The organism is Saccharopolyspora sp. ASAGF58, assembly GCF_012277335.1.
GTDB classification, from domain to species: Bacteria; Actinomycetota; Actinomycetes; order Mycobacteriales; family Pseudonocardiaceae; genus Saccharopolyspora; species Saccharopolyspora hattusasensis.
Genome location: NZ_CP040605.1, coordinates 1388595 through 1401757, shown reverse-complemented (window position 1 = coordinate 1401757; position 13163 = coordinate 1388595). Strand labels below are relative to the sequence as shown.

The window sequence follows — 13163 nt, the reverse complement described above, 5'->3', positions numbered from 1 at the left end:
GCCCGCACCGACCCCGGTGCGGGCCCTGCCGTTTTTCTGGGGGTGGGTGACAGGAAGGTTCCCATGCTCACACCCGCGCGGCGTCAGGCTCGGGCGCACTCCGGGGTGTCCCGGTCGCGGTAGGCGCGGACCAGCAGGGCGGCCAGCAACGCGGCGCCGACCGGGCCGACGGCGAGCGCGGCGACGACGGGCAGCCGCAGCCCGTCCATGGCGAGGGCGCAGGCAACCATCAGCAGCGGGTAGCTGAACCGCAGGCCGCGGCGCTGCCAACGGAAGTTCCAGCGGACGTGGCTCGCGGTGAACAGGGCCAGCCCGGTGGCGAACCCGAACAGCAGCGGCGCGGAGAGGCTCAGGTCCTGGTCGAGGCTCGGGTCGCGCACGAGCAGCACGTCGAGCAGGGCGGCTACCCCGGCCGCGCTGCATACGAAGAGCAGGGGCAGGAACACCCACGACTTCACGGTGAGCCTTCCAAGGACCGAACACAGCTGCACGCGTCGAGGATGGACGGCGTACCACCCCGGACGCACCCTCGACCGGGGGTCGCTCGGCAGGCGGTTCGTTTGGTGCGTTGGGCGGTTGCGCGGACGCGCCGAAAGGCCCGGCGGAATACCGGATGGGCCCCCTGCGTTGCAGGTCACGAGCCCTGGTCTGGCAGAATGCAGGGTTGATCCGGCACCGGTTCACCGCGCGGCAGCGGCCGCGTGGACCCGGCGGCCAAGTAGAGAGGACGAGCCGTTGAAGAGTGGCATCCACCCCGAGTACGTGGTCACGCAGGTGAACTGCGGTTGTGGCAACAGCTTCACCACCCGCAGCACCCGCAAGACCGGCCAGATCACCGTCGAGGTGTGCTCGAACTGCCACCCGTTCTACACGGGCAAGCAGAAGATCCTGGACACCGGCGGCCGCGTGGCCCGCTTCGAGGCCCGCTACGGCAAGCGCCAGAAGGCACAGAAGTAGCTGCACCGACGGCGCCCGTCCCACGCGAGCAGCGCGGGACGGGCGCCGTCGCCACGTTTGGTGTCCGAACGCCCGCCAGCAAAAGAAGTCCCGCAAGGCACTTCTGAGAACCCGCGGCGGTGCAAGTTGCTTGCCCCACCGCAAGTTGCTTGCCCCACCGCAAGCGGCTGACGCCGCTTGTTAAAGAGGAACCAGCGGAAGAGGGTCGCCAGTGGAGACATCGAAGCTCGAAGTGCTGCTCACCGAGTACGCGGAACTGGAGCAGCGACTGGCCGATCCCGGCGTGCATGCCGACCAGGCCAACGCCCGCAAGCTCGGCCGGCGCTACGCCGAGCTCGCCCCGATCGTGCGCACCGCGCGGGAGCTTGACCAGGCCCAGTCCGATCTGGATACGGCCCGCGAGTTCGCCGCCGAGGACGCCGCCTTCGCCGAAGAGGCCGGCTTGCTCGCCGAGTCGGTCCCGGTTCTGGAGGCGAAGCTCACCGAACTGCTGCTGCCCCGCGACCCGCACGACGGTTCCGACGTGCTGCTGGAGGTCAAGTCGGGCGAGGGTGGCGAGGAGTCCGCGCTGTTCGCCGGCGACCTGCTGCGCATGTACCTGCGGTTCGCGGAGCGCCAGGGCTGGCGGGCCGAGGTACTGGACAAGACCGAATCCGACCTCGGCGGCTACAAGGACGCCACGGTCGCCATCAAGGCCAAGGCCGGCGACACCAGCCCCGACGGGGTCTGGTCGCGGCTGAAGTTCGAGGGCGGCGTGCACCGCGTGCAGCGGGTGCCGGTCACCGAGTCGCAGGGCAGGGTGCACACCTCCGCCGCCGGGGTGCTGGTTTACCCCGAACCGGAGGAGGTCGAGGTCGAGGTCGACGAGAAGGACCTGCGCATCGACGTCTACCGGTCGTCCGGGCCGGGCGGGCAGAGCGTGAACACCACCGACTCGGCGGTGCGGGTCACCCACCTGCCGACCGGCATCGTGGTGTCCTGCCAGAACGAGAAGTCGCAGCTGCAGAACAAGCAGCGCGCCATCCAGGTGCTCAAGGCCCGGTTGCAGGCGCTCGCCGAGGAAGAAGCCGAGCGGGAGGCTTCGGAGGCAAGGCGCAGCCAGGTGCGCACAGTGGACCGTTCGGAGCGCATCCGCACCTACAACTTCCCGGAGAACCGCATTTCCGACCACCGGGTGAACTACAAGGCCTACAACCTGGACCAGGTCCTTGACGGCGATCTCGATGCGGTGCTGGCAGCCCTGCTCGCCGCCGACCGGAAAGAACGCCTCGCGCTTTAAGCTAACCGTGTGACGCGACAGCCCCTACGCCTGGCCATTCTCGAGGCGGAACGCATCCTCGCCGCGGCGGGCGTGGCGAGCCCGCGCACCGATGCCGAACTGCTTGCCGCGCACCTGCTCGGGGTCGAGCGCACCAAGTTGATGATGGTGCCGCTGGTGGACCCGCCGGTCGTCCAGGCGCTGCACGATCTGGTGCGCCGCCGGGCCGCGCGGGTGCCGCTGCAGCACCTCACCGGTGCCGCGTCGCTCGGCGCCGTGGCGCTCGAAGTCGGGCCCGGCGTGTTCGTGCCCCGGCCCGAGACGGAACTGCTGCTCGTTTGGGGCCTGGCGACGCTGGAAGGCGTGGAGCGGCCGACCGTGGTGGACCTCTGTACGGGGTCCGGGGCGCTGGCGCTGGCGATGGCGAACGCCCGCCCGGACGCCACCGTGCACGCGGTGGAGAAGGAGCCCGCCGCGCTGGCCTGGGCGCGCCGCAACGCCGACCAGCAGGCGCAGGCCGGTGACACCCCGATCCATCTCTACGCGGGGGATGTCACCGACCCGATGCTGTTCATGGAGCTGGAGGGCCTGGCCGACCTGGTCCTCTGCAACCCGCCGTACGTGCCGGAGGGCACCCCGGTGCCGCCGGAGGTCCGCGACCACGACCCGCACCAGGCGGTGTTCGGCGGCCGCGACGGCCTCGACGTGGTCCGGCACGTCGTGGGCTGCGCGGCGCGGCTGCTGCGTCCCGGCGGTGGGGTGGCCATCGAGCACGACGATACCCACGGCGGCTCGGTGCCCGCTCTGCTGCGCGCCCGCCGCGTCCTCGAAGACGTCCAGGAGCACACCGACCTGGCCGGTCGCCCCCGCTTCGCCACCGCCCGCCGCACCCGGCCGGAGTGACAGGAAGGTTCCCATGCTCCAGCCGCCGGGCCGGGATCAGCTGCGGTCGTTGACGAACTCGCGCAGCAGGCCCGCCGGACGGCGATGAGCCGCACCACTCGAACGGGGCCGATCCCGGGCGTGCCAGGATTCGGGGTGTGAGCACCGTCTATGACTGCACCAGTCCGGACAGCCGCGAGGAAGGCCTGGCCGCCGCGGCCAACGCGGTTCGCGCGGGCGGGCTGGTAGTGCTGCCCACCGATACCGTCTACGGCATCGGCGCGGACGCCTTCGACTCCAACGCCGTGCACGCCCTGCTCGCCGCCAAGGGGCGCGGCCCGGACATGCCGGTGCCGGTCCTGGTCGGCTCCTGGTCCACTGTGGACGGGCTGGTGATGTCCGTTCCGCAGCAGGCGCGCGCGTTGATCGAGGCGTTCTGGCCCGGCGGGCTGTCGCTAGTGCTGCCGCAGGCGCCGTCGCTGTCCTGGGACCTCGGCAACACTCGGGGCACGGTGAACCTGCGGATGCCGCTGCACCCGGTGGCCCTGGACCTGCTGCGCGAGGTCGGCCCGATGGCCGTCTCCAGCGCCAACCGCACCGGCCACCCGCCGGCCGGCAACGCCGACCAGGCGCGTGAGCAGCTCGGCGACTCCGTGCAGGTCTACCTCGACGGTGGCCCGTCCGGGGAACCCGTCGCCTCCACCATCGTCGATCTCACCCAGGGCAAGCCGCGGGTGCTGCGGGAGGGCGCGGTGAGTCTCGCCGACCTGTCCGAGGTGCTCGGCGAAGAGCTCGAAGCGGACCGGTGAAAGCGCCCCGGGCGCGGGCCGATAGCGTTAGCACTCGCCAGCCACAACGTGAACAGCGATGAGGAGCGCCGGGCTTGAGCAATCCGTTCTGGGGGCTGAACACCGAATTCCCGCGGGCCTCGGCGCAGCGCGGGTGAGCCACCGGTATGGACAATGCGCCGTGGGCTCCGGCCGGGCTACCCGCCCGTGAGTACCTCCTCGTCATGCTCACCGCTGCGGCGGCGACCTTCCTGCTGACCGGGCTGGTCCGGTTGCTGGCGATCCGCGTCGGCGCGGTCGCCTACCCCCGCAAGCGGGACGTGCACGTCAAGCCGATGCCGCGGATGGGCGGGGTCGCGATGTACGGCGGGGTGCTGGTGGCGATGTTCCTCGCCGCCAACCTGCCGACGCTGTCGCGCGGCTTCTCCTACTCCAACGACATCCTGGCCGTGGTCATCGCCGGGGGGCTGATCGTCCTCGTCGGAGCGCTGGACGACCGCTTCGAGCTGGACTCCCTGACGAAGCTGGCCGGGCAGGTCACCGCGGCCGGCATCCTGGTGCTCTTCGGTGTGCAGTGGTTCATGTTCTGGGTCCCGTGGGGTGGTGGGGACGAGGGCCACGTGGGTCAGCTGATGGTGCTGGGCAGCAACCAGGGCCAGCTGCTGACCGTGTTGCTGGTCGTCGCGATGATCAACGCGATGAACTTCGTGGACGGGCTGGACGGGCTGGCCTCCGGCATCGGCCTGGTCTCGGCCACCGCCACCTTCGTGTTCTGCCTCGGCGTGCTGGACCGGCAGGGCGGCGACGTCAACGCCTACCCGCCTGCGCTGATCGCGGCCGCGATCGCCGGGGCCTGCCTGGGCTTCCTGCCGTACAACTTCCAGCCCGCGAAGATCTTCATGGGCGACTCGGGTTCGATGCTGATCGGCCTGATGCTGGCCACCGCCAGCACGTCGGCGTCCGGCCGGATGAACTACGCCTACATGAACCCGACCGACACCATCGCGCTGCTGTCGCCGCTGCTGGTGGTCGCGGCGGTGCTGTTCGTGCCGCTGCTGGACCTCATCATGGCCGTCGTGCGCCGCACCCGGGCAGGCAAGAGCCCCTTCCACGCCGACAAGATGCACCTGCACCACCGGCTCCTGGAAATCGGGCATTCGCAGCGCCGCGCGGTGCTGCTGATCTACCTGTGGGCGGCCGTCATCGCCTTCGGCGCGGTGTCGTTGACGCTGTTCAACGCGGTTGTTGTGGCATGGGTCGTAGGCCTCGGGGTGTTGCTGGCGGCTATCATCTCGGTGATTCCGCGAATGCGCACCCGAGCGATCGAGAGTCCCGATGAGCGAAGCGACCGACGCGCCGACCCCCGCTGAGTCCCCCGAGGCGGCCGAGACCGCGAACCCGCACGCGGAAATCGTGCGGAAGCTCGCATCGGCCATGCTGCGCACCGCCGTGTGGCCGGGTGTGGCGACGGTGGCCATCGGGGCGACCGTGGCGACCGTGCTGTTCGGGGTCCCCGGGCTGATCGGTGCGCTGGTCGGCGGCGTCGTGGCGTTCGCCTCGTCGCTGCTGACGATCTGGCTGATGCGGTTCACCGGTGGCATGAACCCGCACTTTGTGATGGTCGCCGCGCTTGGCGGCTACATCGGCAAGATGATCGTGCTGCTGGTGGTGATGACGCTGCTGGGCGGCATCGACGCGATCCACCGGGAATCGCTGGCATTCACCATGCTGGCCACCGTGATGGTGTGGGCGGGCGCCGAAGTGGTGGCTTTCAAGCGCACCAAGATTCCCACCATCGTGCCGGGGAACTGATCGGTTTCGGCGGGGTTTCCCCGTGGTCGGCCGTTGGCCGGATGGGTGGTGCCCGACCACATGTCGGGTGGCTACTTACCCGCTGATATCGTCCCGCGGCAGAAGCCTTCCCTGCGCAGCGCGGGTCGGAGGACTCCACGGAGGTCCTGCGATCCCACGCGGTGGGGAGGGCCCCTCCGCGTGCCAGATCGCGTATCAGGTACGTTAAGTGCAAAACGTGACGATTCCCCCGGCAGAGTGAAGTTCACCGGGAGAACCGGAAGGAGCCCAGTTGGGCGCGCTGATGCTGGCCGAGGTCGGAACATTCCAACCGCCGGGTGCCGATAGCTTTGTCCTTCCGCCGATCTTCGGCGGAGTCACCAAGCCGATGCTCCTCGTCGTGCTGTCGGCGATCATCGTGGGCGCCTACTTCGTGATCGCCACCCGGAACCTGAAGCTGGTCCCGGGCAAGGGGCAGTTCGTTGCGGAGTTCGTCTACGAGTTCAGCCGCAACAAGATCGCGCGGGAGCAGATCGGCGCCAAGGACTTCCGTCCGTTCGTGCCGCTGATCTTCACGTTGTTCACCTTCATCCTGGTGAACAACATCTTCGGCATTGTCCCGGTCATCCAGTTCCCCACGATGTCGCGGATCGGTTTCCCGATCGCGCTGGCCGTCGTGGTGTACCTGGTATTCCACGGGGTCGGCTTCGCCCGGCACGGTTTCCTGGGCTACTTCAAGCACGTCATGTTCCCACCCGGGGTGCCCAAGCCGATCTACATCCTGCTTGCCCCGATCGAATTTCTGCAGAAGTTCATCGCGCAGCCGGCGGCCCTGGCGGTCCGGGTCTTCGCCGCGATGTTCGCCGGACACCTGATCCTCCTGGTGTTCACCTTGGGTGGGGAATTCCTGCTCATCGAGGCGAGTGGGGCGTTCAAGCCGATCTCGATCGTCGCGTTCGCCTTCTCCATTGCCTTGACGTTCGTCGAAGCCTTGATCCAGGTGCTGCAGGCCTACATCTTCGCGCTGCTGACCGCGAACTTCATCGGCGCGGCGCTGTCCTCCGAGCACTGACGAGAAAGACCAAGACCTCCGATCCGCGCCGAGAAGCGGACCGAGTGAAAGGTAGTGAAAGTGAGCAACATCGTTCTTGCGCAGGCCGCTGAGGCCGCGGGCAGCATCAACCCCGGTCTGGCCGCGATCGGCTACGGCCTGGGCGCTGTCGGCCCCGGTATCGGCGTCGGCCTGATCTGGGCGGCCGTCATCAACGGCACCGCCCGCCAGCCGGAGGCCCAGGGCCAGCTGCAGGGCATCGCCTGGATCTCGTTCGTTCTGGTCGAGGTGCTGGCGCTGATCGGTCTGGTCGTCTACTTCATCGCCTCCGCTGCCTGATAACGGCTTAACGCGTTGGGAGACGTTGTGGTGAAGACGCAGATGCTGCTGGCCGCGGCTGGCGAGCACAACCCGATCATCCCCGAACCAGCGGAGATCGTGGTCGGTCTGATCGCCTTCCTGCTGCTGCTGTTCGTGCTGTGGAAGTACGCGATCCCGCGCTTCGAGAAGATCTACGCGGAGCGCAGCGAGCGGATCGAGGGCGGTATCGCCAAGGCCGAGGCCGCCCAGGCCGAGGCCCAGCGGACGCTGGAGCAGTACAAGTCGCAGCTGGCCGAGGCCCGTGCGGAAGCGGCCCGGATCCGCGATGACGCCCGCGCCGAAGGCCAGCAGATCCTGGAAGAGATGCGCGCCCAGGCGCAGACCGAGTCCGAGCGGATCATCAACCAGGGCCAGACCCAGCTGGCGCACCAGCGGGCCCAGATCGTCGCCGAGCTGCGGTCGGAGCTCGGCCGCCAGGCGGTCGACCTGGCCAGCCGGGTCGTCGGCGAGTCCCTGGAGGACGAGGCCCGTCGGCGGGGCACCGTCGACCGGTTCCTCGACGAGCTGGAGGCCGCCTCGGCCCCGGTGTCGTCCGGATCGGCCGCATCGTCCCGGTCTGGTCAGGCCTAACCGAGTGAAAGGCGCTGAGAGTTGAGCACCCTCGTGAACGCCGCGAGCCGCGAGGCGCTGGCAGCCACCGAGCTGCAGCTGCTGCAGGCCACCGATGGGGCCCAGGCCGCGGAGATCACCGGGCTCGCCGACGAGCTGTTCGGCGTGGCCGCCCTGCTGGGCCGCGAGTCCACGCTGCGGCGGGCGCTCGCCGACGCCTCCACCGACCCGCGGTCCAGGGAGGACCTGGCCCGCGGGCTGTTGGCGGACAAGCTCGGCGCGCGGGCGCTGCCGGTGGTCGTCGAGGCCGTCCGGGCCCGCTGGTCCAGTCCGACGGACCTGGTCGACGGGCTGGAGCGGTTGGCCCGCACCGCGCTGCTGGTGCAGGCCGAGCGGGCCGGCCGGCTAGACGCCGTCGAGGACGAGCTGTTCCGGCTGGGCCGCATCATCGGCTCCCAGGTTGACCTGGAGCGGTTGCTGTCGGACCCGACGGGGGACGAGGCGGGCAAGCACGCGGTCGTCGACCAGCTCATCGAGGGCAAGGTCGAGCCGGTGACCCTGAGCCTGGTCCGCCAGCTGGTGGCCCGGCCGCGCGGCCGGCGGGTCAGCGAAGGGCTGGAAGAGCTGGCCGAGCTGTCGGCGAAGCGCCGCGAGCGCTCGGTGGCGCACGTCCGGTCCGCGATCCCGCTCAGCGATGAGCAGCAACAGCGGCTGTCGCGCGCCTTGCAGCGGATCTACGCGCGGCCGATCGCCGTGCACCTCGAGGTCGACCCCGGTGTCGAGGGCGGGCTGCTGATCCGGGTCGGCGACGAGGTCATCGACGGCAGCATCACGGGACGCCTGCAGTCCCTTCGACGTGACCTCGCCGACTGACCGACTGGTCGACCGGCAAGGGGCGTCGAACACCAACTCCCTTCCAAGAACTAACCGAGGGCAGGAACGAGACATGGCGGAGCTGACGATCTCGTCGGACGAGATCCGCAGTGCGATCGAGAAATACGTCTCCAGCTACTCCCCGGAGGTCAGCCGCGAGGAGGTCGGGGTCGTCACCGATACCGGTGACGGCATCGCCCATGTCGAGGGTCTGCCTTCGGTGATGACCGAGGAACTGCTGGAGTTCCCGGGCGGCATCTACGGTGTCGCGATGAACCTGGAAGCTCAGGAGATCGGTGCGGTCATCCTGGGCGAGTCCGAGAAGATCGAAGAGGGCCAGGAGGTCAAGCGGACCGGCAAGGTCCTCTCGGTCCCGGTCGGCGACGGCTTCCTCGGCCGCGTGGTGGACCCGCTGGGCGAGCCGATCGACGGCCTCGGCGACATCGCCGCCGAGGCGCAGCGCCCCCTGGAGCTGCAGGCCGCGACGGTCGTGCAGCGCAAGGGCGTGCACGAGCCGCTGCAGACCGGCATCAAGGCCATCGACTCGATGACCCCGATCGGCCGCGGCCAGCGCCAGCTGATCATCGGCGACCGCAAGACCGGCAAGACCACGGTCGCGGTCGACACGATCATCAACCAGAAGTCCAACTGGGCCAGCGGCGACCCGGACAAGCAGGTCCGCTGCATCTACGTCGCGATCGGCCAGAAGGGCTCCACGATCGCCGGCGTGAAGCGGTCCCTGGAGGACGCCGGTGCGATGGAGTACACCACCATCGTCGCCGCGCCGGCCTCCGACTCGCCGGGTCTGAAGTGGCTGGCCCCGTACGCGGGTTCGGCCATCGGCCAGCACTGGATGTACCAGGGCAAGCACGTCCTGATCATCTTCGACGACCTGACCAAGCAGGCTGAGGCGTACCGCGCGATCTCGCTGCTGCTGCGCCGCCCGCCGGGTCGTGAGGCCTACCCGGGCGACGTGTTCTACCTGCACTCGCGCCTGCTGGAGCGCTGCGCGAAGCTCTCCGACGAGATGGGCGCCGGCTCGATGACGGGTCTGCCGATCATCGAGACCAAGGCGAACGACGTGTCGGCCTACATCCCGACGAACGTCATCTCCATCACCGACGGCCAGTGCTTCCTGCAGTCCGACCTGTTCAACGCGGGTCAGCGCCCGGCCATCGACGTCGGTATCTCGGTGTCGCGCGTCGGTGGTTCCGCGCAGATCAAGGCGATGCGGTCGGTCACCGGCTCGCTGCGTCTGGACCTGGCCCAGTACCGCGAGCTGGAGGCGTTCTCCGCCTTCGCCTCGGACCTGGACGCCGCTTCGAAGGCCCAGCTGGACCGCGGTGCCCGGCTGATGGAGGTCCTCAAGCAGAGCCAGGGCGAGCCGCTCCCGGTCGAGGAAGAGGCCGTTTCCCTCTACATCGCCATCAAGGGGCACCTGGACTCGGTGCCGGTCGCCGACGTGCGCCGGTTCGAGAGCGAGTTCCTGGGGTACGTGCGGCGTACCAGCGAGACGACGCTCAAGGACATCGTCGAAACCGGCAAGCTCTCCGAAGACGCTGAGAAGGCCATCGTGTCGGCGGTCGAAGAGTTCAAGAAGCAGTTCACGGGCTCCGGCGGCGAGTCGGTCGTCCCGGCCGAGCCGGACGCCGAAGCGCTGGCGGCCGACGAGGTGGGGCAGGAGACCGTGAAGGTCAACCGCCCCGCGCCGAAGAAGTGACCGGGTAAGTCATGGCTCAACTTCGGGAACTCCGGAATCGGATCCGGTCGATCAAATCGACCCGGAAGATCACCAAGGCGCAGGAGCTGATCGCTACCTCGCGCATCATGAAGGCGCAGGCCAGGGTCGAGGCTTCGCGGCCGTACGCCGAGGAGATCACCAGCGTCCTGTCTGCGCTGGCCGACGTGAGCACGTTGGACCACCCGCTGCTGACCGAGCGCTCGAACCCGAAGCGCGCCGGCGTGCTGGTCGTGACCAGCGACCGGGGTTTCTGCGGTGGCTACAACGCCAACGTGATCAAGGCGGCGGAGGAGCTGCAGGCGCTGCTGCGCGAGCAGGGCAAGGACCCGGTGCTGTACGTCATCGGCCGCAAGGGCGAGACGTACTACCGGTTCCGCCAGCGTGAGATCGAGGCGAGCTGGACCGGGTTCAGCGACCGCCCCGACTACGCCGACGCGGCCGAGATCGGCGAGACGCTGGTCAAGGCGTTCCTGGCGGGCGCCGACGACTACCTCGACGAGGGGGGGCCGGACGGTAAGCTTGGCGTGGACGAGCTGCACCTGGTGCACACCGAATTCGTCTCGATGCTCACCCAGCGGCCGGCGGTCCGCAGGATCGCTCCGCTCGAGGTGGAGTACGCCGAGGAGCCGGTGAAGACGCTCAAGTCCACGTACGAGTTCGAACCGGACGCCGAGACGTTGTTCGCCGCGCTGCTGCCGAAGTACATCAAGACCCGCCTGTTCGCGGGCCTGCTGGATTCGGCTGCCTCGGAGCACGCGGCCCGCCGGACGGCGATGAAGTCGGCGACGGACAACGCCGACGAGCTGATCCGCAACCTCAGCCGTGAGGCCAACCAGGCCCGCCAGGCCCAGATCACCCAGGAAATCAGCGAGATCGTCGGCGGTGTCGAGGCGCTCTCGTCCGCAGGAAGTGAGTGACATGACTGCTGCTACTGCCACCACCACTGGCACGGGCCGCGTCGTCCGGGTGCTCGGCCCGGTCGTGGACGTCGAGTTCCCGCGCGACCAGGTGCCAGACCTGTTCAACGCCCTCACGGTGGACATCACCGCCGAGGGCATGGCGAAGACGCTGACGCTGGAGGTCGCCCAGCACCTGGGTGACAGCGTCGTGCGTACGATCTCGATGCAGCCCACCCAGGGTCTCGTCCGCGGCGTCGTGGTCACCGACAGCGGTGCCGGCATCTCGGTGCCGGTCGGCGACATCGTCAAGGGCCACGTGTTCAACGCGCTGGGCCACTGTCTCGACGAGCCGGGCTACGCCTCGGACGCCGAGAAGTGGGCGATCCACCGCAAGGCGCCGAGCTTCGACCAGCTCGAGGGCAAGACCGAGATGCTGGAGACCGGCATCAAGGTCATCGACCTCCTCACCCCGTACGTGCAGGGCGGCAAGATCGGCCTGTTCGGCGGTGCCGGTGTCGGCAAGACGGTGCTGATCCAGGAGATGATCCGCCGGGTCGCCAAGAACTTCGGTGGCACCTCGGTGTTCGCCGGCGTCGGTGAGCGTACCCGTGAGGGCAACGACCTCTGGGTCGAGATGGACGAGTCGGGCGTGCTCGCCGACACCGCGCTGGTGTTCGGGCAGATGGACGAGCCGCCGGGCACCCGTATGCGGGTGGCGCTGTCCGCGCTGACGATGGCGGAGTACTTCCGCGACGTGCAGAACCAGGACGTGCTGCTGTTCATCGACAATATCTTCCGGTTTACCCAGGCCGGCCAGGAGGTTTCGACCCTGCTGGGCCGGATGCCGTCCGCGGTGGGTTACCAGCCGACGCTGGCCGACGAGATGGGTGAGCTGCAGGAGCGCATCACCTCGACGCGGGGTCGTTCGATCACCTCGATGCAGGCGATCTACGTGCCCGCGGACGACTACACCGACCCGGCCCCGGCGACCACCTTCGCCCACCTGGACGCGACCACGGAGCTCTCCCGTGCGATCTCGCAGAAGGGCATCTACCCGGCGGTGGACCCGCTTTCGTCCACGTCCACGATCCTCGACCCGGCGATCGTCGGCGAGGAGCACTACCGGGTGGCGCAGGAGGTCAAGCGGATCCTGCAGAAGTACAAGGAACTGCAGGACATCATCGCCATCCTCGGTATGGACGAACTGTCCGAAGAGGACAAGGTGACGGTGCAGCGGGCGCGTCGCATCGAGCGCTACCTGTCGCAGAACTTCTTCGTGGCCAAGCAGTTCACCGGCCAGGAGGGCTCCTTCGTTCCGCTGAAGGAGACCATCGAGGCGTTCGACAAGCTTTGCAAGGGCGACTTCGACCACTACCCGGAGCAGGCGTTCCTGTCCATCGGTGGTCTCGACGACCTGGAGCAGGCGTACAAGAAGCTCACCGCCGAGTAGTGAGCGCCGGACCCCGCTGACGGGGACGGCAGACCGGCAACGGGGTCGGGGTCCGAGCGGACCCCGACCCCGCTTGCCAAGCACCGCGACAAGGCAATTCCAGCCCGGCCAGTCACGATCGCCCTGGTGGCACCGGATAGACTGCGGGCACACACCCGACAAAGGAGACGCGCGTGGCCAACATGTCCGTCCAACTGGTCGCCGTCGAGCGCCGCCTGTGGTCCGGGGAGGCGACCGCCGTGGTCGCGCAGACCACCGAAGGGGAGATCGGCATCCTGCCGGGGCACGAGCCCCTGCTCGGCGAGCTGATCGAGGGTGGCGTGGTGCGTATCACCACCACCGACAAGGAGACCGTGACCGCCGCGGTGCACGGTGGTTTCCTTTCCGTCACCGCGGACGGTGTGAGCGTGTTGGCGGAGACCGCGGAGCTCGCCTCCGAGATCGACGTGGCGCAGGCCCGCGAGGACGTCAAGAGCGCCGATGAACAGGCCCGGGCACGGGCCTTGAGCCGATTGCGAGCAGCCGGCCACTCGGCCTGAACCG

At 68.9% G+C, this 13163-nt stretch carries 15 protein-coding genes; 14 read left to right on the top strand and 1 reads right to left on the bottom strand.

Annotated features, from left to right (window positions below; translation table 11 throughout):
* Positions 1-83 precede the first annotated feature (83 nt).
* Positions 84-458, bottom strand: coding sequence for a hypothetical protein (locus tag FDZ84_RS06390; protein ID WP_168585135.1), 375 nt, complete (start codon positions 456-458; stop codon positions 84-86).
* Positions 459-735: 277 nt separating this feature from the next.
* Here FDZ84_RS06390 and rpmE point away from each other — a divergent pair, with 277 nt between their 5' ends.
* The 14 genes from rpmE to FDZ84_RS06320 all read left to right on the top strand — a co-directional run bounded on the left by rpmE (position 736) and on the right by FDZ84_RS06320 (position 13159).
* Positions 736-957: a 50S ribosomal protein L31 gene (gene rpmE, locus FDZ84_RS06385; RefSeq protein ID WP_010305211.1), complete on the top strand. Its 222-nt coding sequence runs from the start codon at positions 736-738 to the stop codon at positions 955-957.
* Positions 958-1168: 211 nt separating this feature from the next.
* Positions 1169-2236, top strand: coding sequence for a peptide chain release factor 1 (gene prfA / locus FDZ84_RS06380; protein ID WP_168585134.1), 1068 nt, complete (start codon positions 1169-1171; stop codon positions 2234-2236).
* Positions 2237-2245: 9 nt separating this feature from the next.
* A complete protein-coding gene (gene prmC, locus FDZ84_RS06375; protein ID WP_168585133.1) occupies positions 2246-3118 on the top strand; it encodes a peptide chain release factor N(5)-glutamine methyltransferase in 873 nt (290 codons plus the stop codon).
* A 137-nt stretch (positions 3119-3255) separates the two neighbouring features.
* Positions 3256-3906, top strand: coding sequence for an L-threonylcarbamoyladenylate synthase (locus FDZ84_RS06370; protein ID WP_168585132.1), 651 nt, complete (start codon positions 3256-3258; stop codon positions 3904-3906).
* A 146-nt stretch (positions 3907-4052) separates the two neighbouring features.
* Positions 4053-5255: a glycosyltransferase family 4 protein gene (locus tag FDZ84_RS06365; RefSeq protein WP_168585131.1), complete on the top strand. Its 1203-nt coding sequence runs from the start codon at positions 4053-4055 to the stop codon at positions 5253-5255.
* Positions 5221-5697, top strand: coding sequence for a hypothetical protein (locus tag FDZ84_RS06360; RefSeq protein WP_168585130.1), 477 nt, complete (start codon positions 5221-5223; stop codon positions 5695-5697). Before FDZ84_RS06365 ends, FDZ84_RS06360 begins: the two co-directional genes overlap by 35 nt.
* Positions 5698-5968: 271 nt before the next feature.
* A complete protein-coding gene (gene atpB, locus FDZ84_RS06355; RefSeq protein WP_168585129.1) occupies positions 5969-6748 on the top strand; it encodes a F0F1 ATP synthase subunit A in 780 nt (259 codons plus the stop codon).
* Positions 6749-6808: 60 nt separating this feature from the next.
* Entirely contained in the window at positions 6809-7066 is a 258-nt protein-coding gene (locus FDZ84_RS06350; RefSeq protein ID WP_029534827.1) for an ATP F0F1 synthase subunit C, read from the top strand.
* Positions 7067-7096: 30 nt separating this feature from the next.
* The gene (locus FDZ84_RS06345; protein ID WP_210435655.1) at positions 7097-7678 is read left to right on the top strand and encodes a F0F1 ATP synthase subunit B; all 582 of its coding nucleotides are present in this window, start codon (positions 7097-7099) and stop codon (positions 7676-7678) included.
* A 21-nt stretch (positions 7679-7699) separates the two neighbouring features.
* Positions 7700-8530, top strand: a complete 831-nt coding sequence (locus FDZ84_RS06340; protein ID WP_168585127.1) for a F0F1 ATP synthase subunit delta — start codon at positions 7700-7702, stop codon at positions 8528-8530.
* Positions 8531-8603: 73 nt separating this feature from the next.
* Positions 8604-10250, top strand: coding sequence for a F0F1 ATP synthase subunit alpha (atpA, locus tag FDZ84_RS06335; RefSeq protein ID WP_168585126.1), 1647 nt, complete (start codon positions 8604-8606; stop codon positions 10248-10250).
* 11 nt (positions 10251-10261) lie between these two features.
* Positions 10262-11188 carry a F0F1 ATP synthase subunit gamma gene (locus tag FDZ84_RS06330; protein ID WP_168585125.1) on the top strand — a complete coding sequence of 309 codons (927 nt, stop codon included), beginning with the start codon at positions 10262-10264 and terminating at the stop codon, positions 11186-11188.
* 1 nt (position 11189) lies between these two features.
* A complete protein-coding gene (gene atpD / locus FDZ84_RS06325; RefSeq protein ID WP_168585124.1) occupies positions 11190-12620 on the top strand; it encodes a F0F1 ATP synthase subunit beta in 1431 nt (476 codons plus the stop codon).
* 173 nt (positions 12621-12793) lie between these two features.
* Positions 12794-13159, top strand: a complete 366-nt coding sequence (locus tag FDZ84_RS06320; protein WP_010305255.1) for a F0F1 ATP synthase subunit epsilon — start codon at positions 12794-12796, stop codon at positions 13157-13159.
* Positions 13160-13163: the final 4 nt, after the last annotated feature.